The sequence below is a fragment of the Sphingomonas colocasiae genome (assembly GCF_019880585.1).
Taxonomy (GTDB): domain Bacteria; phylum Pseudomonadota; class Alphaproteobacteria; order Sphingomonadales; family Sphingomonadaceae; genus Sphingobium_A; species Sphingobium_A colocasiae.
Genome location: NZ_JAINVV010000012.1, coordinates 122602 through 147791 on the forward strand (window position 1 = coordinate 122602; position 25190 = coordinate 147791).

Annotated in this window: 24 protein-coding genes and 1 tRNA gene; 16 read left to right on the top strand and 9 right to left on the bottom strand. The window is 64.2% G+C overall.

All coding sequences use genetic code 11. The features are described 5' to 3' along the window. The first annotated feature begins 37 nt into the window (after window positions 1-37). From rtcR to K7G82_RS24470, 5 genes are all read left to right on the top strand, one after another. Entirely contained in the window at window positions 38-1630 is a 1593-nt protein-coding gene (gene rtcR / locus K7G82_RS24450) for an RNA repair transcriptional activator RtcR (RefSeq protein ID WP_222992580.1), read from the top strand. Between the two features lie 193 nt (window positions 1631-1823). Beyond that, a complete protein-coding gene (gene acnA, locus K7G82_RS24455) occupies window positions 1824-4496 on the top strand; it encodes an aconitate hydratase AcnA (RefSeq protein ID WP_222992581.1) in 2673 nt (890 codons plus the stop codon). A gap of 134 nt (window positions 4497-4630) precedes the next feature. Next, window positions 4631-4903 carry a type II toxin-antitoxin system ParD family antitoxin gene (locus K7G82_RS24460; RefSeq protein ID WP_222992582.1) on the top strand — a complete coding sequence of 91 codons (273 nt, stop codon included), beginning with the start codon at window positions 4631-4633 and terminating at the stop codon, window positions 4901-4903. Further along, complete coding sequence (locus K7G82_RS24465; RefSeq protein WP_222992583.1) at window positions 4893-5198, top strand: type II toxin-antitoxin system RelE/ParE family toxin; 306 nt, start codon at window positions 4893-4895, stop codon at window positions 5196-5198. The genes K7G82_RS24460 and K7G82_RS24465 overlap by 11 nt, the downstream gene beginning before the upstream one ends. A 4-nt stretch (window positions 5199-5202) precedes the next feature. After that, window positions 5203-5829, top strand: coding sequence for a hypothetical protein (locus K7G82_RS24470; RefSeq protein ID WP_222992584.1), 627 nt, complete (start codon window positions 5203-5205; stop codon window positions 5827-5829). 3 nt (window positions 5830-5832) lie between these two features. Here K7G82_RS24470 and K7G82_RS24475 read toward each other — a convergent pair whose 3' ends face one another. Beyond that, window positions 5833-7491 (bottom strand): M28 family metallopeptidase, encoded by a 1659-nt coding sequence (locus K7G82_RS24475; protein ID WP_222992585.1) that lies wholly within the window; start codon window positions 7489-7491, stop codon window positions 5833-5835. 141 nt (window positions 7492-7632) lie between these two features. On the opposite strand from K7G82_RS24475, the gene K7G82_RS24480 reads away from it, so the two are divergent. Then, window positions 7633-8136, top strand: a complete 504-nt coding sequence (locus K7G82_RS24480) for a rhodanese-like domain-containing protein (RefSeq protein WP_222992586.1) — start codon at window positions 7633-7635, stop codon at window positions 8134-8136. A 163-nt stretch (window positions 8137-8299) separates the two neighbouring features. Here the strand turns inward: K7G82_RS24480 and K7G82_RS24485 are convergent, their stop codons facing one another. Both K7G82_RS24485 and ygfZ read right to left on the bottom strand, forming a co-directional pair. Beyond that, a complete protein-coding gene (locus tag K7G82_RS24485; RefSeq protein WP_222992587.1) occupies window positions 8300-9058 on the bottom strand; it encodes a glutaminyl-peptide cyclotransferase in 759 nt (252 codons plus the stop codon). Continuing rightward, a complete protein-coding gene (gene ygfZ, locus K7G82_RS24490; RefSeq protein WP_222992588.1) occupies window positions 9055-9768 on the bottom strand; it encodes a CAF17-like 4Fe-4S cluster assembly/insertion protein YgfZ in 714 nt (237 codons plus the stop codon). Before ygfZ ends, K7G82_RS24485 begins: the two co-directional genes overlap by 4 nt. Before the next feature lie 47 nt (window positions 9769-9815). Between ygfZ and pyrC the strand changes: the two genes are divergently transcribed. Next, entirely contained in the window at window positions 9816-10874 is a 1059-nt protein-coding gene (pyrC, locus tag K7G82_RS24495; RefSeq protein ID WP_222992589.1) for a dihydroorotase, read from the top strand. Window positions 10875-11023: 149 nt separating this feature from the next. Here pyrC and K7G82_RS24500 read toward each other — a convergent pair whose 3' ends face one another. Beyond that, window positions 11024-11770 carry a DUF1134 domain-containing protein gene (locus K7G82_RS24500; RefSeq protein WP_222992590.1) on the bottom strand — a complete coding sequence of 249 codons (747 nt, stop codon included), beginning with the start codon at window positions 11768-11770 and terminating at the stop codon, window positions 11024-11026. A 191-nt stretch (window positions 11771-11961) separates the two neighbouring features. Between K7G82_RS24500 and K7G82_RS24505 the strand changes: the two genes are divergently transcribed. From K7G82_RS24505 to terL, 4 genes are all read left to right on the top strand, one after another. Further along, window positions 11962-12053, top strand: a tRNA-Ser gene (locus tag K7G82_RS24505). Window positions 12054-12673: 620 nt separating this feature from the next. After that, complete coding sequence (locus K7G82_RS24510) at window positions 12674-14116, top strand: site-specific DNA-methyltransferase (protein WP_222992591.1); 1443 nt, start codon at window positions 12674-12676, stop codon at window positions 14114-14116. 57 nt (window positions 14117-14173) lie between these two features. Next, window positions 14174-14638: a DUF5681 domain-containing protein gene (locus tag K7G82_RS24515; RefSeq protein WP_222992592.1), complete on the top strand. Its 465-nt coding sequence runs from the start codon at window positions 14174-14176 to the stop codon at window positions 14636-14638. Further along, window positions 14635-16110, top strand: a complete 1476-nt coding sequence (gene terL, locus K7G82_RS24520; RefSeq protein ID WP_222992593.1) for a phage terminase large subunit — start codon at window positions 14635-14637, stop codon at window positions 16108-16110. Before K7G82_RS24515 ends, terL begins: the two co-directional genes overlap by 4 nt. Here terL and K7G82_RS24525 read toward each other — a convergent pair. From K7G82_RS24525 to K7G82_RS24535, 3 genes are read right to left on the bottom strand one after another with little or no spacing between them, the layout of a single operon-like run. Continuing rightward, window positions 16107-16730, bottom strand: coding sequence for a hypothetical protein (locus K7G82_RS24525; RefSeq protein WP_222992594.1), 624 nt, complete (start codon window positions 16728-16730; stop codon window positions 16107-16109). The genes terL and K7G82_RS24525 overlap by 4 nt on opposite strands. Beyond that, window positions 16711-17919, bottom strand: a complete 1209-nt coding sequence (locus K7G82_RS24530; protein WP_222992595.1) for a PDDEXK family nuclease — start codon at window positions 17917-17919, stop codon at window positions 16711-16713. The genes K7G82_RS24525 and K7G82_RS24530 overlap by 20 nt, the downstream gene beginning before the upstream one ends. Beyond that, window positions 17916-18626: a PDZ domain-containing protein gene (locus tag K7G82_RS24535; RefSeq protein ID WP_222992596.1), complete on the bottom strand. Its 711-nt coding sequence runs from the start codon at window positions 18624-18626 to the stop codon at window positions 17916-17918. The genes K7G82_RS24530 and K7G82_RS24535 overlap by 4 nt, the downstream gene beginning before the upstream one ends. 380 nt (window positions 18627-19006) lie before the next feature. Between K7G82_RS24535 and K7G82_RS24540 the strand changes: the two genes are divergently transcribed. The 3 genes from K7G82_RS24540 (at window position 19007) to K7G82_RS24550 (ending at window position 20404) form a co-directional block, all read left to right on the top strand. After that, the gene (locus tag K7G82_RS24540; RefSeq protein ID WP_222992597.1) at window positions 19007-19594 is read left to right on the top strand and encodes a Ros/MucR family transcriptional regulator; all 588 of its coding nucleotides are present in this window, start codon (window positions 19007-19009) and stop codon (window positions 19592-19594) included. Window positions 19595-19623: 29 nt separating this feature from the next. Then, a complete protein-coding gene (locus tag K7G82_RS24545; protein ID WP_222992598.1) occupies window positions 19624-19821 on the top strand; it encodes a DUF6961 family protein in 198 nt (65 codons plus the stop codon). Window positions 19822-20164: 343 nt separating this feature from the next. Further along, entirely contained in the window at window positions 20165-20404 is a 240-nt protein-coding gene (locus K7G82_RS24550; protein ID WP_343228637.1) for a hypothetical protein, read from the top strand. A gap of 372 nt (window positions 20405-20776) precedes the next feature. On the opposite strand, the gene K7G82_RS24555 is transcribed toward K7G82_RS24550, so the two are convergent. Beyond that, entirely contained in the window at window positions 20777-21508 is a 732-nt protein-coding gene (locus K7G82_RS24555; protein ID WP_222992599.1) for a hypothetical protein, read from the bottom strand. Between the two features lie 532 nt (window positions 21509-22040). Here K7G82_RS24555 and K7G82_RS24560 point away from each other — a divergent pair. Next, window positions 22041-23096, top strand: coding sequence for a nucleoid-associated protein (locus K7G82_RS24560; RefSeq protein WP_222992600.1), 1056 nt, complete (start codon window positions 22041-22043; stop codon window positions 23094-23096). After that, on the top strand, window positions 23093-24079 hold the full coding sequence (locus K7G82_RS24565) for a GTP pyrophosphokinase (protein ID WP_222992601.1): 987 nt from the start codon (window positions 23093-23095) through the stop codon (window positions 24077-24079). The genes K7G82_RS24560 and K7G82_RS24565 overlap by 4 nt, the downstream gene beginning before the upstream one ends. Window positions 24080-24288: 209 nt before the next feature. Here K7G82_RS24565 and K7G82_RS24570 read toward each other — a convergent pair whose 3' ends face one another. Next, the gene (locus K7G82_RS24570; RefSeq protein WP_222992602.1) at window positions 24289-24921 is read right to left on the bottom strand and encodes a tyrosine-type recombinase/integrase; all 633 of its coding nucleotides are present in this window, start codon (window positions 24919-24921) and stop codon (window positions 24289-24291) included. Window positions 24922-25190 lie beyond the last annotated feature (269 nt).

Sequence of the window (25190 nt, forward strand, 5' to 3'; positions counted from 1 at the left end):
TATCGCTACCGATAGGATTTTATCCTATAGGATAGGCATGAGACCGCTTGTGGTGATCGGATTCCTGGGATCGACGCTCGATGCGAGCAAATTCGGCCCGTCGCGCTGGAACAAGTGGCGCCCGTCGGTCGGGCTCGCCATGCATGACGATCTGCGCGTCGATCGCTTCGTCATGCTGCATGGCTCCCAGCATGTGCGGCTGGCCGAATATATCGCGGAAGACATCGCCGCCGTGTCGCCCGAAACCACAGTCGATCGCCGCCTGCTGAGCTTCGACAATCCCTGGGATTTCGAGGAGGTCTACGGCAAGCTGCTCGACTTCGCGCGCGCCGAGCCCTTCGATCCGGACAGCGAAGACTATCTGATCCACATCACCACCGGCACGCATGTCGCGCAGATCTGCCTGTTCCTGCTGACCGAGGCGCGTTACCTGCCCGGCCGGCTCCTCCAGACCCAGCCCAAGCGCGGCATGCCCACGGGTGCGCCGGGAAGCTGGAACGTGATCGACCTCGACCTGTCGCGCTATGACAGCATCGCGACGCGTTTCGCGGCGGCGAGCGCGGAAAGCACCTCCTTCCTGAAATCGGGCATCGACACGCGCAATGCTGGCTTCAACCGGATGATCGACGAGATCGAGCAGGTGGCGATCCGGTCGCGTGCGCCGATCCTGCTGATGGGGCCGACGGGTGCCGGCAAGAGCCAGCTCGCGCGCCGCATCTACGAACTCAAGCGGCTCAAGCACCACGTGAAGGGCCCGTTCGTCGAGGTGAATTGTGCCACGCTGAAGGGCGACGGCGCGATGTCCGCGCTGTTCGGCCATCGCCGCGGCGCCTTCACCGGCGCCGCCGCCGATCGGCCGGGCCTGTTGCGCACCGCCGACACCGGCACGCTGTTCCTCGACGAGATCGGCGAGCTCGGGCTGGACGAACAGGCGATGATCCTGCGCGCGATCGAGGACAAGCGCTTCCTGCCCGTCGGCGCCGACAAGGAAGTGGGCAGCGACTTCCAGCTGATCGCGGGCACCAATCGCGATCTGGCGCAGGCGGTGGCCGAAGGGCGTTTCCGCGACGACCTGTTCGCGCGGCTCAACCTGTGGACCTTCACCCTGCCCGGCCTCGCCGAGCGGCGCGAGGATATCGCGCCCAATCTCGATTACGAGCTCGATCGCCATGCCGAGCGCGACGGCATGCGCGTCACCTTCAATCGCGAGGCGCGCGACCGCTATCTCGCCTTCGCATGCGGTGCGGAGGCGCGCTGGCCCGGCAATTTCCGCGACCTCGCCGCCAGCGTCACACGCATGGCGACCTTTTCGCCCAAGGGACGGATCGATCTGGATTGCGTCGATGCGGAAGTCGCGCGACTGGGACGCCTCTGGTCGTCCGGCACGCAATCAACGGATGATCTCGATCGGTTATTGACGCCCGACCAGATCGCGGCGCTCGATCCATTCGACCGCGTCCAGCTCGCCCATGTCGTCGAGACCTGTAGCCGTAGCCGATCGCTGTCGGAAGCCGGCCGCACCTTATTCGCGGCGTCGCGATCGCGGCGGACCTCGGCCAATGATGCCGACCGACTGCGCAAATATCTCGCCCGGTTCGACCTGTCCTGGCAACAGATCACCGAGCGGTAGCGCGCGGAAACCCGCGGTTCCGGCGGCAGAATGCCCCATGCGTGCGATTCAGAGCCTTCACACCCTTTCCACCCCCGAAACCCCCTGCTAAAGCCCGCGCGACTCCCGCATTTGCGGGCTTTTCCATAACCCGCACGGGCCGCCTTGAACGGCGTATCCCCGCCCGTGCCGCACAGCGAAGGGGCAAAAGCATATGACCGCCATTGGCCAGGACACGCTCTCCACCCGCACCGCGCTTTCCGCGGGCGGACAGACGGTTCATTATTATTCACTGGCCAAGGCGGCCGGCAAGCTGGGCGATGTGAGCCGCCTGCCCTTCTCGATGAAGGTGCTGCTGGAAAACCTGCTGCGCTTCGAAGACGGCGTGACCGTCACCGTCGAGGACATCCAGGCGATCGTCGACTGGCAGAAGGACCAGCGCTCCAACCGCGAGATCCAGTATCGCCCCGCGCGCGTGCTGATGCAGGACTTCACGGGCGTTCCCTGCGTCGTCGATCTGGCGGCGATGCGCGACGCGATGAACGCGCTGGGCGGCGACGCGCAGAAGATCAATCCGCTGGTGCCCGTCCATCTCGTCATCGATCACTCGGTGATGGTCGACGAGTTCGGCACGCCCAAGGCGTTCGAGGACAATGTCGAGCTGGAATATCAGCGCAACGGCGAGCGCTACGAGTTCCTGAAATGGGGTTCGAAGGCGCTCGACAATTTCAAGGTCGTGCCCCCGGGCACCGGCATCTGCCACCAGGTCAATCTCGAGCATATCGCGCAGGCGGTGTGGACCTCGGTCGACGGCGCGGGTGAAACCGTCGCCTATCCCGACACCTGCGTCGGCACCGACAGCCACACCACCATGGTCAACGGCCTGGGCGTGCTCGGCTGGGGCGTCGGCGGCATCGAGGCCGAGGCCGCGATGCTCGGCCAGCCCGTTTCGATGCTCATCCCCGAAGTCGTCGGCTTCAAGCTGAGCGGCACCCTGGCCGAGGGCGTCACCGCCACCGATCTGGTGCTCACCGTCACCCAGATGCTCCGCGCCAAGGGCGTGGTCGGCCGCTTCGTCGAATTCTTCGGCCCGGGCCTCGACGCGCTCAGCCTCGCCGACCGCGCGACCATCGCCAACATGGCGCCCGAATATGGCGCGACCTGCGGCTTCTTCGGCATCGACGACAAGACGCTCGATTATATGCGCCTGACCGGCCGAAGCGAGGAACAGATCGCGCTGACCGAGGCCTATGCCAAGGCGCAAGGCATGTGGTGGTCGGCCGATGCACCCGATCCGGTCTTCACCGACACGCTCGAACTCGACATGGACAGCGTCCGCCCCAGCCTCGCCGGCCCCAAGCGCCCGCAGGACCGCGTCTCGCTCGACGCGGTGGACGAAGTGTTCAACGGCGACCTCTCCAAGGTCTATTCCAAGCAGCGCCCCGCGCGCGTCGCCGTCGACGGCAAGGATCACGATATCGGTGACGGCGACGTCGTCATCGCTGCGATCACGAGCTGCACCAACACCTCCAACCCGTCGGTGCTCGTCGCCGCCGGCCTGGTGGCGCGCAAGGCCAACAAGCTGGGCCTGAAGCCCAAGCCCTGGGTCAAGACCTCGCTCGCGCCCGGCAGCCAGGTCGTCACCGACTATCTCGACAAGGCCGGCCTGACCGAAGACCTGAACGCCGTCGGCTTCAACCTGGTCGGCTATGGCTGCACCACCTGCATCGGCAATTCGGGTCCGCTCGCCGCGCCGATCTCCGCCGCGATCAACGGCAACGACATCGTCGCCGCCTCGGTGCTTTCGGGCAACCGCAACTTCGAAGGCCGCGTCTCGCCCGACGTGCGCGCCAACTTCCTCGCCTCGCCGCCGCTCGTCGTCGCCTATGCGTTGAAGGGCACCGTGACCGAGGACATGACCGAAACGCCGATCGGCCAGGGCTCGGACGGCCAGGACGTGTTCCTGAAGGACATCTGGCCGACCAATGCCGAGGTTCGCGAGGTGATGGACGCCAATATCGATCGCGGCATGTTCCAGGCGCGCTACGCCCATGTCTTTTCGGGCGACGAGAAATGGCGCGCGATCGAGGTCGAGGGTTCGGACACCTATACGTGGCGCGCGGGCAGCACCTATGTCGCCAACCCGCCCTATTTCGAGGGCATGAGCATGACGCCCGCCCCGGTGCAGGACATCATCGAGGCGCGTCCGCTCGCGATCTTCGCCGATTCGATCACGACCGACCACATCTCGCCCGCCGGCAGCATCAAGGCCGACAGCCCGGCCGGCATCTTCCTGCAGGAGCATCAGGTCAGCAAGGCCGACTTCAACAGCTATGGCGCGCGCCGCGGCAACCACGACGTGATGATGCGCGGCACCTTCGCCAATATCCGCATCAAGAACGAGATGCTGCCGGGCGTCGAAGGCGGCTATTCGGCCTATAAGGGCGAGCAGATGGCGATCTATGACGCCGCGATGCGCTACAAGGCGGACGGCACGCCGCTGATCGTGATCGCCGGCAAGGAATATGGCACCGGCTCCAGCCGCGACTGGGCGGCCAAGGGCACCAACCTGCTGGGCGTGCGCGCCGTCATCGCCGAAAGCTTCGAGCGTATCCACCGCTCCAACCTGGTCGGCATGGGCGTGCTGCCGCTGCAGTTCGCCGAGGGTGTCGACCGCCAGACGCTGGGCCTGGATGGATCGGAGAGCTTCACGATCGAGAATGTCTCCGCGCTCCGCCCGCGCCAGACCGTCACCGTCAAGCTGACGCGCGCCGACGGCTCGGAGGAAAGCTTCGAGACGCTGTGCCGCATCGATACCGTCAACGAGCTCGACTATTTCCTCAACGGCGGCATCCTGCCGTACGTGCTGAGGAAGCTCGCGGCTTAAAAGAAAAGAGCGGGTTCGAAAGATCGGGCCATAACGATGGGTGCGGGTGATGAACCCGCACCCGTTGTCATATCATCGACCGCGCTTGAGTGCGGAAACCAATAGCCTTATATGACATTGTCATAGGAGGCCGCATGACCGATCGCGCGATCAAGCCCATCACCGTAACGCTCGGCGAGATGACCAAGCGCGCCCAGGCGCATGTCGCATCGGGGCGCTATGGCTCGATCAGCGAAGTGGTACGCGCGGGCCTGCGCGCGCTCGATCGCGAGGAAGCTGCACTCGACGCGCTGATCAAGGCCAGGGTCGAGCAAGCGCTGGCCGATCCGCGCCCCTTGCTGTCCGGGGAGGACGTGTCGGCCTCGATCGCGGCGCATCATGCGAACCGCCGGGCACGTGACGCATAGCATCCTCTGGCATCCGGCAGCACGCGACGATCTGCTGGAGCTTTACGACTGGATCGACGAGCGTGCCGATATGGATGTCGCGCACGGCTATGTCCTGCAAGTCGAGGCATTTGCGAACGGGCTTGCCGATTTCCCGGGCCGTGGAACCCCGCGCGATCATCTCGTTCCCGGAATGCGGACGATGACGTTCAGGCGCCGGACGATCGTCGCCTATCGCGTGGACGGCGAGGTGGTCCATATCCTGCGTATCGTCCGCGCGGCACGCGATATCGCCGCATTGCTCGGAACGGAGTGAAACCATGCGCAAGCCCGCCAGCGTCGATGCGCTCAGCAACCTGGGCCGCGTCCGCCTGTCCCGCTCCTTCTTCATGCGCGATTTCCTGTTTTCGGAGATCGCGGCGATCCACGGGATCGCGAACGTGCCCGACGATCCCGATCTCGCCATCGCGGCGGGCACGCGGCTGTGCGAGGACTTGCTCGAACCGCTGCAAGACGCCTTCGGCCGCATCGCGATCCGTGGCGCCTATCGTTCGGTGGAGGTCAACGGGCTTGGCAACCGGCTGATGCGCAAGGGCGCCAAGGGCTATAATTGCTCGATGAACGAGGCGAGCGCCGCCGACCATATCTGGGACCGGCGCGACGCCCATGGCTTCATGGGCGCGACGGCCTGCATCGTCGTTCCCGGCTTCATCGAACGCTTCGACCAGCCGGGCGACTGGACGCGGCTCGCGTGGTGGATCCACGACCATCTCGATTATTCGAGCCTGTGCTTCTTCCCGATCAACCGGGCGTTCAACATCCAGTGGCATGAAATGCCCGTGCGGCGGATCACCAGCTTCGTGCCCCCGCGCGGCTGCCTGACCAAACCCGGCATGGCCAATCACCAGGGCAGTCATGAGGAAGCATGGGCGGGGATATTGCCCTGAATCTTACTTCCGCGCAGCCGCGCTCCGCTCGCGGAGCGCCTTGAATTCGGATCCGTCCTTCCAGCCGGGCCAACGGCTGGATCCCGCAAGCTCGACGGCGAGGCGGCGGACCAGATCGATATCCATCACCGCCCCATCGAGATTCCAGTCGGGCGTCCAGGCATCGCAGGGCTGGTGGTAACAGCGGCCGGTATAGTCATCCACCCAGCGCTGGCCCGCCGCGCGACCGCCATCGACCATGTCCGACGCGCCCGCCAGACTCATCATCAGCAGCACCGGCACACCGCGCTTGGCGAAGGGAAAATGGTCGGCGCGGTAGAACAGCCCGCGCTCCGGCAGGTTTTCGGGTGTGACGGTGCGGCCCTGCGTCGCGGCGAGACGGGCCAGATCGTCTTCGAGCACCGTCTGCCCCTGCCCGACCAGGATGACGTCGCGCGCACGGCCCGCGGTCTGGAGCACATCGACCGTCAGGTTCGCGACCGTCCGGTCGAGCGGATAGATCGGGTTCGCCGCATAATAATCCGAACCGAGCAGCCCGCGCTCCTCGGCGGTCCAGGCCGCGAACACCAGGCTGCGCGCGGGTGGCGGCCCGGCCTTGAGGGCCCGCGCGATCTCCAGCAACGCGGCGATGCCGATCGCGTCGTCATTGGCGCCCGCACGGATCGTCCGCCCCTGCGCATCGGGCGCGCCGATGCCATAGGCGTCCCAATGCGCACCGAGCATCACCGTTTCCTGCGCGCGGGCAGTACCGGGAATCCGCGCCAGCACGTTGCGGCTCCGGACCACCTCACGCGTGACCGGGATATCGGTGGAGAAGCTCAGGCCGGAAAGCGGCACGGGGCGAAAATCGGCGCGGCGCGCGGCGACGCGCAACGCCGCCAGATCGAGCCCCGCATCGCGGAACAAGGCCGTCGATGCGTCACCGCTCAGCCAGCCCTGCACCTTCAGGCTCGTCACCTCATGGGCGGGCCGGACGATGCCGTAATTCTCGCCCCCGGCGCTCACCACGACATTCCAGCCATAGCCGACGCCCGCCGTATCATGCACGATCAGCGCACCGATCGCGCCGCGCCGCGCGGCTTCTTCGAACTTGTAGGTCCAGCGCCCATAATAGGTCATGGTCCGCCCGCCGAACCTGCCGACGGCATCTTCGCCGGGAACCGCCTCGAAATCGGGATCGTTGATCAGGAAGACCGCGATCTTGCCCTTGAGGTCGGCGCCCTTGAAATCGTCCCAGCCGCGTTCGGCCGCTTCCACGCCATAACCGACGAACACCAGCGGCGCGCCATCGACCAGCGCCCGGTCCGTCGGTTGCAAGGTGCTGAGATAGATGTCCTTGCCGGTCGTCAGCGGACGGAACGCACCGCCGCGCGTGGTGCCGAGCTTCGCCGGCGTGCCCAGCCGGGTGTGGAGCAGCGGTACATCCTGCGTCCAGCCGCCGTCGGTGCCGCCCGGCTCCAGCCCCAGCGCCTTGAAGCGGCCGATCAGATAATCGATCGTCTTCGCCTCGCCCGGCGTGCCCGGCGCGCGTCCTTCGAACGCATCGGAAGCGAGCGTCTTGACGGTTTCGGTGATGCGGCCGGCGTCGATGGGATTGTCCGCGGCCATCGCGGGCGCGGACAAGCAAAGCGCGGAGAGGAACAGGGCGGCGCGGCGCAGCATGTGGAGAACCCTCGGAAAACGATGCCCGCCAGCCTTACGCCGCCCGCGACGCGGGGCAAGCATCATCGCCATGCCATGGGCCGTTCAGCCGCCATGCAGCACGCTTCATCCAGATACCGGCATCCATCCAGGAGATCGCCGATGATCCGCGCCCTGTTCATCCTGCTTCCGCTTGCCGTGGCGACGCCGGTGCTCGCCCAGTCGGACCGCAATCCCCAGATCGACTATCCGGGCTTTCGCGAGCTGACCATGAAAGTGGAGGCGCAGCGGCGAGACCGGCTGATCGACTTCGCGCGCTTCAAGGCGGAAGCCGCCAGGCCGGGCGTGCTGATCCTGGATGCGCGCTCCGCCGACGCCTATGCGCGCGGCCATATCGCCGGGGCGGTCAACCTGCCCTTCACCGATTTCACCGCCGAAAGCCTGGCCCAGGCGATCGGGCCGGATCGCGATCGCCCGATCCTGATCTATTGCAACAATAATTTCCGCAACGACCGGCCGCCGGTGATGCTCAAATCCCGCCCGCTCGCGCTCAACATCCAGACCTTCATCAATCTGGTCGGCTATGGCTATGGCAATGTCTGGGAATTGAACGACGTGATCGATTTCAACGATCCGCAAGTCGGCTGGGTCAACACGGGTGGGTGAATCCCATTCGGACTCCTACAATCCGTTCGTGTCGAGCGCAGTCGAGACACTTAGCGCGGGCCCCGAACGTCCCTCGACTTCTCCGCGAAGCGGAGAAGCCTGTCCTGAGCGCCTGCCTTGGCAGGCAGTCGAAGGGCTCGGGACAAACGGTGAGATTTAGCCGCTAACGCGCCTTACCCAGCCTGATCTGATACAGCACCGGCCAGTTCTTGCCGGTCACGAACAGCCGGTCCTTGCGGCTGTCATAGGCGATGCCGTTGGCGACATCGTCGCGCCCGCGCCGGCCCGAGGCGGCCGACAGCGCCGAAACGTCGATCCAGCCCTTCACCTTGCCCGTCACCGGATCGATCCGCGCGATCCGGTCGGTCAGCCAGATATTGGCGAGGATCTCTCCCTTCACCCATTCGAGTTCGTTGAGCCGGGGAACCGGGCGGCCGTCCGCCGTCACCTGCAACCGGCGCTTCTCCTTGAGCGTATCGGGATCGAGGAAGCGCAGGAACGGCGTGCCGTCGCTCATCACGATCTCGCGATCGTTGCGCGTCAATGCCCAACCTTCGCCGCGATATTTGAACGTGCCGATCTTCCTGAAGGTCGCACGGTCCCAGATGAAGCCGATGCCGTGCTGCCAAGTCAGGCTGATCAGCTTGTTCTTCCAGTCGACCAGCCCCTCGCCGAAATAGCGCGCGTCGATCTCCGCCTCGCGCAGCACCTTGCCGTCCTCCAGCCGCACTTCGCGGACGACGGACTGGCCTTCGAGGCCGGTGCTTTCGAACAGCCGGCCATCGAGATAGATCAACCCTTCGGTGAAGGCGGTGGCGTCATGTGGAAAGGTGGCGACGATTTCCGGCTGCTCGACGGGAATCGGCGCGGGCGCCGCGCCGAGCAGCAGAAGCGGCAGCAGCGCCGCGAACAGCCGCCTCATGCGACCGCGTCCGCCAGCCAGGCCGGCAGGATCACGCCCGGCGTCGCAGCCAGCGCCTCGACACGCAGCCGCATCACCGCCAGGCCAAGCGCGGGATACCAGGCCATCGCGGCTTCGCCCGGATCCGCATCAACGCGCACGACCGCCAGGCGACGATTGACCTTCTGCCGCCAGTTCATCCGCGCGGTATTCTCCTGGCCGACATAGCAGCCCTTGGTGAAGCTGACGCCGCCCAGTTCGGCGGCATTGCATTCCAGCCAGAGCGTCTTGTCCTGGCCCAGCTCCGCCGCGCCTTCGGCGACGCCCAGCGACAGGCGGTGCGCGTGCCAGCCCGTCGCCGGCTCGCCCGGCGGCGCGATCCAGCGATGGCCAAGGCCGCCCAGACGGGGATCTTCCGGCGCATCGGCCTGCAGCGCCCAATGGACGGCAAGCGATTCGTCGCGCGCGATCGCGATCTGCCGGCGCAGCCGATAGAGCGACAGGCGGCGAATCAGCGCATCGGCCTGCCCGGCTTCGCAATCGATCAGCACATCCTCGCCATCGGCCCACAGGATGAAATCGAACAGCGCCTTGCCCTGCGCGGTCAGCAGGCCCGCCCAGACCGGCAATGCGCCGCTGACGTCGTTGGTGACGAGGCCTTGAAGGAAGCCGCGGACATCGTCTCCGGAAAGACGGACCACGGCGCGGTCGCTAAGGGTGGTGCCGGTCATCGCCACTAGTTAAGGACGGTCGCGAAGAATCCCAAGCCGGAGCTGCAATGACCGCGACAGAAAATACGCGACTGGAAATCAGGCGCCCCGACGACTGGCACGTCCATCTGCGCGACGGCGAGATGCTGGCCGCCGTCGCCGGCCAGACCGCGCGGCAATTCGCGCGCGCGATCGCGATGCCCAACCTGTCCCCGCCGGTCACCACGGTCGCCGCCGCCGCCGCCTATCGCGACCGCATCCTGGCGGCGCTGCCCGGCGATGCGGATTTCACGCCGCTGATGACGAGTTATCTCACCGACGGCGCCGATCCCGACGAACTGGCGCGCGGTTATGCCGAAGGCGTGTTCGCCGCCGCCAAGCTCTATCCCGCGCATGCGACGACGAACGCCGCGCATGGCGTGACCGATATCCGCGCCATCTATCCCGCACTGGAGGCGATGCAGCGCATCGGCATGCCGCTGCTCGTCCATGGCGAGGTGACCGATCCCGATATCGACATTTTCGACCGCGAAGCCGTGTTCATCGATCGCACGCTCGCCGGGCTGGCGCGCGACCTGCCCGAACTCAAGATCGTGTTCGAACATATCACCACCGCCGAGGCCGCGGATTTCGTGCTCGCATCCGGCCCGACGATCGGCGCGACGATCACGCCGCAGCACCTGATCATCAACCGCAACGCGATCTTCGCCGGCGGCATCCGCCCGCACGCCTATTGCCTGCCGATCGCCAAGCGCGAGCATCACCGGCTGGCGCTGCGCCGCGCCGCGACCTCGGGCTCGCCCAAATTCTTCCTGGGGACGGACAGCGCGCCGCACGCGATCGATCGCAAGGAAGCGGCGTGCGGCTGCGCCGGCATCTTCAACGCGCCCTTCGCGCTCGAAAGCTATGCGACGGTGTTCGAGGAGGAAGGCGCGCTCGACCGGTTCGAGGCCTTCGCATCGGAGAACGGGCCGCGCTTCTACGGCCTGCCGCTCAACGAAGGCCGCGTCGTGCTGGAGAAAGCCGCCGTGGCGGTGCCCGAAACCATCGGCGCCGGCGTGACCTCACTCGTGCCCTTCCATGCCGGCGAAACGCTTTCATGGCACTTCATAGGCAGGGTCGAATAGCGCTCGGTGGATCGATCGCCATTCAGGTCAGGCCGGAGCGAAAATGGTGACGACCGAGAACCGGCGCGCAGCGTACTTCAGTACGTGAGCACCGGAAGCGCAGGGCAGCGCCATTTGCAGCAAGGCATCACCTGAATGGCGATCGATCCTCAGAACGGGACCCAGCGTCCCTTCTCGCTGAACTTCATATAACCGATATTGGCGCCGAGCCGCAGGCCGGCGCCAAGCCGGATCGGAATCAGCACGACATCGCCGCGACGCAGATAGCTGGCGGTGAAGCCGCCGACGAAATAGGCGGTGCCTTCGCCCTGCGGATAGCGGCGATACAGCTCCTGGCTGTCGTAGAGATTATAGACGAGCACGAAGCTCTTCGAAGCATTGCCGCCCATGTCGAAGCCGATCGACGGGCCGGTCCAATAGACCTTGCGCTCGCCCTCCACCTTGTGATGGAGCATGCCAGATCCGTAGCGCAGGCCGACGACGATCGCGCCCGAGGCTTCGGAGCCGGTGATATAGGCGTTGGGCTCGCCCTGATCCTTCAGGATATCCTCGATGATCTTGGCAAGGCCTTGGGCGCCGCGACCGAACACGCCTTCGGCGGCGCCGATCAGGTCGCCCTTCTGGAAGGTGCCCTGCTGCGTGCCCACCGACGAAGCCGTCGTGGCAGCGGCCGATGGCGACGCCGGTTCGGCGACCGAATCGGCGGGGAAGTCGTCACGCGCAGGCGCGGCCGGCGCGGTATCGCTCGGCAGCTGGGTCTGCTGGTCGGGGGGCAGCAGATCGGCGTCGATCGCCTCGTTGGGATCGACGTCGCGCACCTGCGCCGTGGCCGGCACGGCGGCGAAAGAGAAAGCCGCGGCAACGATGATCGAGCGCGCGAACAGGGTCTTCAACATCTTCTACCCCCGGAACTATCCATTCCGCAGGTTATCGCCCCGATGCATGAGCCTGCAATGAACGGGCGGCGAACCGAGTCGATCACGCGCCCACCCGAGTCGAAATAGATGACGGGTATCGCCAAAAACTCGTTTTACCCCAGTTGATCCCCGCACAACCGCCCGCTATAGCCGCGCTTCGCTGCTGCTTCGGAGACGTGGGTGAGTGGCTGAAACCAACGGTTTGCTAAACCGTCGTATGGAGAATTCCGTACCGAGGGTTCGAATCCCTCCGTCTCCGCCACCTAGTCCTAAGTATTAGAGAACGAAGGACTTTTCCTCGCAAGAGTGGCGTAAATTCGCGCCATTTCCGCATATTCCGGTAGCACGGAGAGCGTTCTCCGACCCTCAAAACAGGCAAAATCTCCCCGCTTTCTCCGCGGCCTTGTGATGCAGTACGGAATCGGCTTTCGGCCGGTTTCGCGGGTTCGATCGCGCCTGTTTCTGCGAGAATGACCGTTCCCTGATACCCTGCGATTTACAGGGAATCGCGCCCGTAAACAGGCACCGACTGACCGCGCCGTCTCTCGGAACCCGCGCATATCCGCGATTCTGGCAGGTATTTCCCTGGAACGCGGAACAGGGAATTTGCCCTCGCGAACAGGGAACCTCTCCTCCGCGATCAGCGAATGGGTGCCGGCGATGCAGCGAAGGCTGAGCCGATCCTCGGCGTCAGCATATTAACCATCGCGATTGACATCTCACGCGCTCTGCGCTCTTCTCGGCCTCACCGGGGAACTCACCGAGAGTGGCATCACCGGAGCATTGTAATCGCTCGTCGCGAGGCGAGGGAGGTCATGCTCTGTCGTGATGCTTCGCGCCCGAGCCCCTTCCGAACCTTCCGCGAGCCACGCGGAGGTTTTTATGGCTTATCCAAGGAATGCCCCGTTCGATGCCGATGCCATCCGGCTGGGTATCGAGTATATGGCCCCCAAGGCGCTGCAGCGCCCGAACCGGTCCACGCGCAAGCACAGTGACCGGCAGAGCAGCGCACTGGAAGCAGCGCTCGACACGTTCGGCGTCGTCGCTCCGGTACCCGTCGATGCGGACAACCGGATCATCGATGGCGATGCCCTCGTCCAGGCCGCGATCAGGCTTGGGCTGACCGAGGTGCCGGTGGTCAGGATCTCGCACCTGTCGCCGGCCCAGCTTAGGGCGCTGCGCCTGACGCTCAACCGCCTCTCCGAACTCGGCGCTTGGGATATCGATGAGTTGCGGATGGAGATCGGTGAGATCCTGACGCTCGACGTCGACTTCCCGCTCGAGGTGATGGGCTGGAACACGGCCGAACTCGATGTGCTGATGACGCCGCTCGCGTCCGCTGACGCGAATGAGCCGGAAGAGGTGCCGCCAGTGCAACCCGTTGCAATTTCGCAGGCCGGGGATGTCTGGCAGCTGGGGCGGCACCGGCTGATCTGCGGCTCGTCGCTGGAGCCGGAGGTCTGGCGGATCCTGATGCAGGGCCGCCGGGCCAGGATGGCGTTCAGCGATCCACCATTCAATTGCCCGGTGGCAGGCCATGTGTCCGGACTGGGCAAGAAAACCCATCGCGAGTTCGCGATGGCCAGCGGCGAGATGTCCGACGCCGAGTTCGAGGCGTTCCTGAACACCGCGCTGACCCGGATGGCCGAACAGGCCGAGGACGGCGCGATCCTCTCGGTCTGCATGGACTGGCGCGGACTGCCTATATTGCACGCCGCGGCGCGGGCAGTGGGATTATCGGTTCTCAACCTGTGCGTCTGGAACAAGACGAACGGGGCGATGGGGTCGCTCTATCGATCGAAGCACGAGCTGATCTATATCTTCAAGGTCGGCAAGGCCCCGCACATCAACAATGTCGAGTTGGGCAAGCACGGCCGATATCGCACCAATGTCTGGGACTATGCTGGCGCCAACAGCTTCGGCAAGGGCCGGATGGCGGATCTGGCCGATCATCCGACGGTCAAGCCCACCGCACTGGTCGCCGATGCCATTCGGGACGTCACCCGTCATGGCGACATCGTGATCGACGGCTTTATCGGCTCGGGCTCGACGATCCTCGCGGCCGAACGCGCGGATCGCATCTGCTACGGCGTCGAGCTCGACCCGCTCTATGTCGATGTCGCAATCCGGCGCTGGCAGGAGGCGACCGGCAAGGAGGCGATGCTGGAAGCCGGCGGCCTGCCGTTCAGCGCGGTCAAGGCGGAGCGCTGTCCCGAAGACGGTGCATCGGTTGACGAGCCGGACGTCGATGAGTGCGACGACGAGACCGTTGTGCCGATCGCGCCGCCCTTGTCGCGCCCGCGCCCGTTCCGCCGCGCAGCCTGATCATGCGCCCGCTGCGGCGCCCTGCCGCGGCGGGCCTTTGCAATGTGGATTTCGAAGATGACTGATACAGCACGCAAACCCATTTTCCGCCAGCGCCCCCGATTGTCGCAGCCAGCAGCCTCCGCCACCCAGGATTATGAGGTCGGCTACGGCAAGCCGCCCAAAACCACGCGCTTCAAGCCCGGCCAGTCGGGTAATCCCAGGGGACGCCCGAAAGGCTCGCCGAACGTCAGGACCATCGTCCGGGACCTGATGAGCGAGAAGGTCCTGGTCGAGACCGGCCGGGGCAAGCGCAAGGTGCCGGTGATCATGGCATTGATCATGCGCAAGCGCGCCGAGGCGATGAAGGGCGATCACCGGTCCGCCGCCTTCCTGCTGACTCTTTACAGTGAGGCCGTACCCGACACGACGGAACAGCACAGCAAGAGCCAGAGCGCGGAAGAGCTCAGCGAGAGCGATCGCGCGATCCTCGAAGCCTATGAAGCCGACCTCGCCAGGCGGCTCGGAAAGGACGGGGAATGAACCGGCAACGCATATTCGAAGCCCTTCTGCGCCGTGACTTTTTCGTCTTCCTCCAGAAGGTCTTCGCGACGCTTCATCCCGACGATCCGCCGCTCGAGCGCTCGCCCTATCTGATGGCGGTCTGTCATGTGATGATCCTCGCCTTCACGGGTGAGATCCGCCGGCACGCGATCAACATCCCGCCCCGGCATCTGAAGTCGATCACCGTGGCTGTCGCGTTCCCCGCCTTCGTCCTGGGGCACCGCCCCTCCGCCAAGATCCTGGTCGCGGCCTATAGCGAGGAGCTCTCGCGCAAGCATGCGAAGGACTTCCGGACGATCGTCCAGTCCGACTGGTATCGAAGGCTCTTTCCCGAGATGGTCATCGACAGGGGATCCGACCGGCAGCTCGAGGTCGTCACCACCCGGACCGGAGCACGCCGGGCGGTATCGGTGGGTGGCACGCTCACCGGTCTGGGAGCCGACTATATCATCATCGACGACTGCATGAAGGCCGAAGACATCAGAAGCGCGGCGGTCAAGGACGGGCTGCGCCACTGGTATGAGAACACATTGCTGACCCGGCGGAACGATCCTGCCAATGGCGTGGTGATCTCGATCAGCCAGCGGCTCAGCGAGGACGATCTGACCGCCTATCTGCTGGAGAAGGGCTATGGCCATCTCAACCTGCCCGCCATTGCCGATGAGCGTGCCGAGATCCCGATCGGCGATGGAGAGTATTTCGTACGCGCTCCCGGCGACCTGCTGTTCCCGACGCGGTTTACGCAGGCGGTGCTCGACGAGTTTCGGCGCGAGCTTGGGCCCCAGATATTCTCGGCGCAGTTCCAGCAGAACCCGGTCACGCCCGAGGGCAATCTCATCCGGATGGAGTGGTTCGGCGAATATGAAGGCGTCATAGACCCGAAGCACCGGCATCGCTGGCACAAGATCGTCCAGAGCTGGGATACGGCCGAGACCGCGACACCGACCAGCGACTGGTCGGTCTGCCACACCTGGGGTTACCGGGACGGCCACTGGTTCCTGCTCGACGTGTATCGTGCACGCGAGGAATATCCCGACCTCAAGCGCTCGGCACTCCGGCTGCGCCAGCTCTGGAAGCCCGAGCGCATCCTCATCGAGGCGGCAAGCGTCGGCAGGGCGCTGGCCCAGGAACTCCGCAAGGAGCATCAATGCCTGGAAGTGAAAGGCGTGACGCCGCGCGGCGACAAGCAGACGCGCGTGGTGGGGATCACGGGTCAGCTGGAAAGCGGCCGGTTCCTGCTGCCGGTCGACGCGCCCTTTCTGCGGGAATTTCGGTCGGAGCTGCGCGCCTTTCCGACGGGGAGCCGGCATGACGATCAGGTCGACGCGCTGGCCCAGTTCGTCAAGTTCCAGTTTGATCGCCGCGGCTGGGTGGAAGAGGAATATACCTCCACCGGACGCCCGACGGGCAGCAACCGGCCGCGGGGGCAGCGACTGAACCGCCGCTACTAGCCGGCGGCGGCACCGATATACGCATCATACCCCGCCAGCATGGTCGCCACGACCGCTGGCGGGGTAACTTGTTTGAGGGGCCCTGCTGGCGGCGTTGCTGCCTCGTATCCGGCGAACGACCATTTCCACCACTCGCCGCCCCGCCACATCCGGACGCCCGAGCGAGCGGCATCAGTGACCATCAGGCCATCGACCGGTGCATTGTCTTCGAACGGCACCAGCCGCCCGCGCTCCTCGCCGAGCACCGCATCGACCTCGGCCACTTTGGGTGGCAGGTTCAAATCATGAGCCCGCTGCCAGGCCAGCCTGAACGCCCGCCATCGCTCTGGCCGGCAGGATGCGCAGGGCCGATGCCCGGCGGCCAGCGATGTAGCCTCATCGAGAAAGAACAGTTCGGTATAATGGCCCGGCCGCATCAGCTGGCGCCGGATGCCCGGCCAGCGCGGCAGGCAGGTGATCCAGGCGTCCCTGGCGGCGTGTCTGACGATCTGTCGGTTCGCATCGTGCAGGCAGCCGCGATTGCCCATGAACATGCCTCGCTCGGGGGTGGCGACGATCTCGCCGAACGGGTTGACCCGGTTGCGCAGAGGTCGCTTCGCCTCAGGCATCAGCGCGGACAAGCAGGCGTGGCCGCAGGCTGTTGGCGAACTGGTTGGCCGCGCTGGCCAGCAGCGCGATCTGGCGATCCTCTTCGGCCCCATCCCATGGCGTTGGCGAGGACCATTCCAGCTCGATCGCGGCCTGATCGCTCTTCTCGCTCCAGACGGGTCCCGGCAGCCCTGCATCCTCGAACTCGCGGTCGATCGCCTCGCGATCGGCGATGAGCCGTTCGTAGAGCGCGAGCCCTTCCCCACCCTTGAGGCCAAGGAATATGCCGACCTTGCGTTGCGGCAGGCTGCGCCACAGCGTGACATGGACATCGCCGGGCAGGTCCATGCGCATCCAGTTGTGTCCGGCAATGCGTGGCGGGGGCTGGCCGGGATCGTCGAGCCTGAGCTCCGCCTGGAATCGCTCGGCGAATGCGCGCCATTGCTGAGCCATCTCGGGATCGGCCTTTGTGCCGGCCGCGCGCGGCCGGGTCTCCGGTTCGGGTTCGATCCGCGACACGCTGACGCCCATGGCTTCGTTGCGGATGACCAGCCGCTCGATATTGGTGGTCTTCACCAGCACCCGGGGCTGGACCACGACCCGTTCGCGATCCTCGCTGTCGGTGAAGCGATAGTGCGGCATCTCGATCATGCCGAAGGAGAAGCCGAGATTGGCGTGGCCGTTCAGATACTCGCCGATGCGCGAGGTGCCCTCGGTGATGCCGTCACCCACGATCAGCAGCAGGAAGCGTCCCGCCGCCAGATCGCGCGAGACCTGATCGACCAGCCGCGCCTCGTCGATGGTGGCGCCGCTGTCGCGGACCAGTTCGTAGAGCACATTGCCGGGCCGCTTGGTCGCCGCCGAGATCTGGCGCTGCAAATCCTCATAGGAGAAATGCGCGAGTTCGCGCGCATAATCGAGGATCTGGCCGACCACTTCCCTGCGCGCCTGCGGATTGCGCCAGAGCTTGCACTCGACGATCACCAGCCTGCCATGCTCGTCCACCAGCAGCGCGTCGATGCGGCCGACGCCGGGGATGACCAGTTCCTTCGCGACCGAGATCAGACTGCCATAGCCCGGATCGATATCATGGACCGGCAGCATCGCCGGATGGTCGAACAGCAGGTCGCGCAGCATGTCCTCGCGGTTGGCGACGCCGACGGCTTCGCGCTGGACGATCCGGGGCGGTGCGCCATCGTTCAGGATGACGAGGTTGCTCATGATGGCGTATCCGCTTTTGCGATCTCGATCACCCGGCCGTCGGTGAGGATGAGCTGGACGGTGCCGGTGGCGGCGCCGATCAGCTGGGAGACGACCGAAGCGCCAAGCCCCTGCAGCGCCACCCCGTTCATCTGGATGATCACCATGCCGGATTTAAGCCCCGCGACCTCGGCGCGGCTGCCGGGCCGGACCTCCGCCACTTCGGCGCCGTCGGCATGGGCGGCGACCGAGAAGCCGAAGCCGGAGGATTTGGCGGTGGCTGCCATCGTCGATGCGGGCGGGAGGCCGAGGCGCTTGCAGGCGTCGGGGAGCGTCGACCATTCGCTCTGTTCGACCACGGCGTCGATGACGCTGTCATTGTCGATGATGACCGCAAACTGGCGGCGTCCGACATAGCCGCCAAAGCCGTTGCGGGCATTGACATAGCCGCAGCTTACATAGCCAAATCTCTTGCCTGCCAGTGAGGTCTTGAGCCCGTCCGCCTTGTAACCGCTCGGCCATTCGAAGCGGGCGCTCTCGGGATCGAGAAGCTTCGCGCGGATCGCCTGTTCGCCGAGTTCGCGGTAGCGGTCCCAGTCTGGCGCGGGCCCGTATTGATGGGGCGGCTCGGGTGCTTTCTTCGCCTCGGCCGGCACGGCGATGAGCGCGGCCAGCGGGATTGCGCAGGCGCTGGTCCAGCGCCGCGCGGATAGCTTCATGAACGTCATGACGTCTCCCCGTTCGGGCGACGTCTTCAGCTCGGGCCTCTTTCGTCGCGCCTATGTCCTCTCGGGGCGACGGCCGAAGCCGGATGTTGGAAACCTGAGGTAGCCCACAGGCGCATGCGCCTTTACCGGCAAGCCGGCTGGACATGCGCGCATGCCACCCGGCCGAGAATTCGACCGAGTTGGCTACCTTTGGGGTTTCCACGCCCCACCTTCCGGCTTTCACGGAAGGCGGGGCCAGATTGCTTGGTTCGGACAGGAAGACAAGTCTTTTAGACGCCCCTGTGCACCGAAACGTCGGTCAAAACGGGGCAGGTCGGTTTGGATATTTGGTCCATTTTGGATAGAAACGGGGTCAAGCGAATATGTGGGGAGGCCAATCCATGTCCGACACCGAAAACAACGCCGAAACCAGCACCGAAACCAGCGCATCCAGCATCGATGCCGTCGAGCTTGCCGCCGATCTGACCATGGCCTGGCTGGCCAATCCCAATACCCGTGCCGATGCCGCGGACGTGCCCAGCTTCCTCAAGCTCATGCATGGCGCGGTTGCCGAACTGGCGGCGGCCCAGGCACCCGCGGCGACCGCCGCCGTTGAAGCGCAGCCCGACCATGCACCGGCGGTGACGGTCCGGAAGTCGCTGGGGTCGAAGGATCACATCATCTCGATGATCGACGGCAAGCCCTATCGGACGCTGCGCCGACATCTGAGCACGCATGGGCTGACGCCCGATGCATATCGCGAGCGCTACAATCTGAAGCCCGATTATCCGATGGTGGCCGAGAGCTACTCCGAAGCGCGGCGGGCGATGGCGATGAAGATCGGACTTGGCCGCAAGCCGGGTGAGAAGGCGCCGGTGAACAAGGCGCCGGCAAAGGCCACCCCTGCCAAACCCGCCAAACCTGCCGCAGGCAAATCGCCGGCTGCCGCAAAGAAAGCGGCGCGGAAACATCTGAGCGGAGAAGGCTGAGCGGCTCCCTCCGTCTCGTCTTTCCGGACATGACCTCCGAGCAGGAGCGCTGGGCGTTCGCCAGCCAGCTCATCGACATCCATGGATCCGACATCGGCCGGTTCATGACAAAGCGTTTTTACGCCATGCTTGAAGCCGGTGACGAGAGTGGTCGGCGGTTCTGGGAGGACATCGCCGAGCGTGTCCTGGCGCTCACCGGCCCCACCACCGGAGCGAAGCGGCAATAGCCCGCGATTCGAAAAATGTCGTTTTCTTACAATACCGAATCTGCTTGCCTGACTAGCAGCAACCCGCGACCCGAAGAGACCTTTTAAACAGGGGGCCTCTTCACTTGGAGGCCCGGGCGGCTTGCCGCTCGGGCCTCCCTTTATCTCGGCGCCGGCCCCGAACCGGCGATAACAGGCATTCAATGGGCGGGGGCCAGATGACCGGAGCATGGTCGCCCTGGTGGCGATATGCTTTGGTCATTCATATGGCGGTTGCATCACCCGGGCGTATCCTATCTGTTTGAACGCGCGATCTGGTTCGTTGGAACGTTACGCGCCTCTGCTCGCCTGGAGTGGGAAGGAGATGTTCATGAGCAATTGGATTGGTGCGTTGATCGGTGCGGCGATCGATCGCCGTGATGGCGACAGCGGGATCAAGGGCGCCGCGATCGGTTATGCGGCTCAGGGGCTTGTGCGTGTTGTCGCACCTCTGGCGGTGACGTTCGCCATTGGATGGGCCGTGCAGAAAGGCGTCAAGGCTGGCATCGGCGCATTGCGGGAGGGACGGTCGAAGACTGACGCGGAACAGTCGAGCGCGGACTGATCCGCGTCCGCACACGATGCCACTTCACCTTTAGCTCGCTCACTGCCTGGCTGACAGGCCGGCCCTGGTCTCCGGCCTGCTGGACATGCTGTGGGGCTGCATGCCCGGAAGCCAACGGCGTGGGGCACCGGTTGGCAACAGGGTCCAGCTAGCCGATTGACGGACTTTCGCAAAGATGATTGTCGAGCGCGGGCACCATGCAAGGGTCGGCCCGAAGACAATTTGCACCCCATCAATTGACGCTGCTTTCGTCTCCTTCTGGGCCGCGAGTTGCCTGTCCGCTTTGAGGACTACGCCCCCTGTGAAGCGGACATGCATCATCGCCGTCCCGACTCGAATCGCTCCGCCGCAATCACGTCCAGCCAGCATCGGTCAGTCGAAATCATCCTCTAGGTCGGTCCCGAGTCCGACCTCGGTCAACAGCATCCGCCCAAGGCCCGACACCTCGACAGAGTGCTTGAAGTCCCCGCTCCTCGGATCGAACTCGGGCACCTGCCCCTTCTTCACGTTACCGTAGTTCTTCCTGAGCAAACCAAGCCTGATCAGGTGCGCTCGGCCAAGATCGAAGAGATAATTCCGCTCGATCTCGTCGCGACCCGACTGCATGTGGACTGGGTTGGGACGGTTTACCCGCTCGAATGCGTCCCGGTCGCGTCCACCGTATGAACGACCGTAGGCGTTGAGCAAATTGAGCTCGTCGTCGTCTAGTTCCCCGAGCAGAATAAGAAGGCGCTTGCGGCGAACCACGTCGGCGTCATCCTCGGCAAGGCCGCGCTGCACGGCCGCCACGATGCGCTCGATACGCTCGCGGGAAGTCGCGCGGGCAGCCTGGTAGCCACCCTCCTCTATCAGGTCGATCTTCTCAGCGTTGGACGCGAGCCCGTCGCGCAGGTCAGCATCGATCTGGTCGAGCCTAACGGAGAGTTGGCGAACGTAAGTTGCGATCCGGTCGGCGCGCTGACCGGGGATGGCAACGCCAATCACCTCGGCAAGCGGGCCACCGAACATCGGCACGAGGCCCGCTGCGCCCTTCGTCGCGGCGACGGCCTTGTCGACCCAGTTGTCATCGAGGTCGTCATCCGGCCGTTGGTCGCTGTCGCTCACACGTGCTCCTTCATTTGGTCGAGATAGTCGCCATGGCCCTGCCCCTCCGTCTCGGCGCGCAGCTGCCGCACAAAGTGCATTCCAGCCAACGGTGGATCAATAGGCTGCCGGTATTGAGGCGCCGACAAACGACCGCAATCGGGGCAACCGTGAACCGCTAGTATCTCTGATAGCAGGGCGCGTTGCTGCCGCGATATCAGCGATTGCATAGCTCGGCAGCTCGCGACCAGAGCCAGTCTTTCGCCGGTCGGATTTTGAACGGCAGTTTCTGACACAACTTGCCATTCGCCGCTCGCGAAGCCGCGAGGCAGCAACGCGCCTCAAAGTCGCTCATTCGATGGGACTTACCAAAGCCTGAAAGCTGCCAAGCGAGGGTGGCCAGTTGTCAGGCCTCGTAACGACTTTTCCTGACCGCCATCGTCAAACTGATCTCACGATGTAACATGAAGCTGGCCATTAATTGAGGTTGGTGGACACAACGAGACTCGACTTTGGTGAGCCGATATGTTGCCTTTTGAACCTGGAGGGAGCCATGCCACTAGAAAATCTGACCATTCGTCGCGCGAGCTTGCACGAAGTTCATCGCCGTGCTGACGATCGTAACATCGTGCCTCCGACGTATGCCACCGAACTTTTCGAGTTGAATGCCGCTGGTCTCGCGACTTTTCAGAAACGAGTTCAACAGGCTTTCCAGAGCGACGCCAAGTGCCTCCGCATGACGATTAACGCGCATGCCGCGGGCTCAGTCGCGGCGATCGGCGTTGGCCTGATTGCCGCGAACGACGCGGATTTCGTGACCCAATCGCAGGCAATGGCGGATCTTCTTGCAGCTGCGCAGACTTCTCGCGGATACCCAGGCGGCCTGGTCGTAACGTTCGACGGAACTGTGGGGCACCCGGTGCGACGCTTCTTCGGCATCATGAAAGCTGAGATGCATGAGGCGTTTCTGAAAGGCGAGAATCTGCAGGCCAGTTTTGTGGACAGCGTCTTTCTCAGCCCGAAGACGAAGCTTTACAAGATCGGACTGTTCGTTGCTGCGAATGAGCCGCCTCGAGCGCTCCCCAGGGGCTGGAACGCAACCGTATACGACAGTCAGTTGACTGCGGCAGCCCGCGACGGCGCGGCACTTTATTTCCACGAGACGTTTCTCGGCCTAGCGTTTCCAGAGAACAGCGCCCAGCAAACTAAGCACTTCTACCAGAAGACGCGTGAGTTCATCGCCTCGGCGGCGTTGCCTGAGGAAGAGAAGGTTGATCTCTACAATGGTCTATATTCCTATTTGAAGCTCGACCGCGAGCCGACCGTTCAGGTGGCCACATTCGCCGAGCGCTTCATGTCGGAGGAAGTCGGGGACGACTATCAGCGACACATGCGTCGCGAGCGATTTCCTGAAGAGGCGATCCAGAAAGACATATCCGAAATCGCCGGTGGGATGCGCATCCGCAAGCTGCGGTTTGGTGGGCAGATCACCTTGTCGGGCCCAGCGCAGGCGATCAGCGATCAGGTGCAGGTCACACCGATCGATGGCCCGGGGGGGGAGCAGTGGACCCAGATCACCGTTCACAGTCGGCTGGAAAGCCAGCAGTGACAAAGGAAGACGCGTTCTTAGCGAGATGGCAGGCAGAACGTGCCGCGTATTTGGCCTGGGGACAGCACATTTCGTTGGTGATCAGCGAGGCGTTGATTCCGGTCATCGCACCGGTCAGCGTCGGCTACTTTCTCAAGGCGCCCCCGGCGCCGCGCCTTAAAGACGATCAGAAGCTTGTTGAGAAGGCCTTCTACCGAAACAAGCCATACGCCGATCCTTATACTGACATAACCGATAAGGTGGGCACCCGGTTTGTCGTGCTGTTGGGAACGCAGGTCAAGATTGTGACCGAGGTTCTGGAAGCGGTAGAGGGCTGGACATGGAGCCGGGATCGCGACTATGAAGAGGAACAGAGCAAGAACCCGGTGGCATTCGAATATGCTGCCGTCCACTTTGTCGTCCGCCCTAACGCCGACACATTGGTGGGCGACATCTTGGTTCCCGCTGGCACGCCCTGTGAAGTGCAGGTAAAAACGATTTTGCAGCATGCCTACAGCGAGTTAACGCATGACACGATCTACAAGCCTCAGATCCAGGCAACACCGGTCATGCAGCGTAACGCGGCGAAGGCTATGGCGCTGCTGGAAGCTACCAATGACTACTTCGAGCGTGTGGCAACCGATGTCGCCGCCGCATTGAGTGCTGTGAGGGACATCACCAACGAACTCTCCACCGTCTATCGCGACGTGATTGGTCTGGAGCCCAGCCCAACCCTGCTAGAGGGCCTACTGCTCGAGGCGTATGAACCAACCGCTGAAGGCGACTATGCCGATCGCGCCCGGGCGATGCTTCGGGAACGGCCATTCCTAATCGACAGCATCAAGGCTAAGGTCGCTGAGCGGAATCCAATTTTTTCTCAGCCGGCGGTGCTGCTGGCTTACATGGACGTCGTCGATCTCGGGAAGCGTGCTCTCCGTCGATGGCCCCTGACACCTGCGGAGATGGAGCCGATACTGTCGGATTTAGGTCAGACCATCCATTGATCAACCGACGAAAATAGCTTCGGCGATCACCGCATCAACACACCGCGCGGCACCGGGACTTCAGTGCACGATTCACGGCGACGTTGTAGGCGGCCGAACGCTCGGATGTCGCCTCGTGTCGGAAGCCGACATTTGACGAACCGGGAGGTAATGGCCGCTTTGTTCCAGCCCCCGTGCCCGGCTCTCCCTCGGACACGGGGCCATCGGGGTTAGATCTCCGTATTCTCGGCGAGGGCAAGGGCATCTTCCACGTCGATTCCAAGGTAGCGGACCGTATTCTCGATCTTGCTATGCCCGAGCAAGATCTGAACGGCGCGAAGGTTGCCGGTGGCCCTGTAGATTATCGATGCTTTCGTTCGGCGAAGTGAGTGCGTGCCGTACTCGCTTCGCATTAGGCCGACACCTGTCACCCATTCGTCGACAAGCCGAGCATACTGCCGTGTGCTCAGGTGTCCATTGTGATCAACCCGGCTTGGGAAAACATAGTCGTCCACCGTGCCGCCCCGGCGTTCGAGCCATGCCAGCAAGCTCGCTCGAGCATCTGGCAGCAATTCGAACTGAACGGGCCGGCCCGTTTTCTGCTGCATTACGATTGCGCGCGTTCGGATCTGCCCTCCGCTGACAAGGTCGCCGATCTTCATTTGTACCAAGTCGCAGCCTCGAAGTTTGCTGTCGATCGCCAGATCGAACAGCGCCCGATCTCGCAGGCGACGGTGCTGATTGAGGTAAAAACGGATTTCCCAAATCTGCTTCGGTTTCAGAGCCCGCTTTGCACCCACGGTCCTTCCGGCATTCCAAACCGGGCGCTTGGTGGCGGTGAGTTCTGTTTCAGGCGTCTCCATGATCGTTCTCCTATGGCCACATTGGCCATCTGGAGAACGCTTGCCGACGAGGATGCGCAGGATTTGCTGTGGGGCTCGTGCCGACCAACACAAGCCGTTCCACGGCGCGTGTGTAAATGGCCGCTCCTGCTGGAACCCGCCATTCCTGTCCCTTTAAGCGTTCCGGCACCAAAGCGCCCTAAAATCGGTCGTTCCGCTAGACCGTCGGCGACACCGGAAGCAGCCGTTGTTTATGGCGCACGACGACGGCTGTGAACGGCGACCTTTAG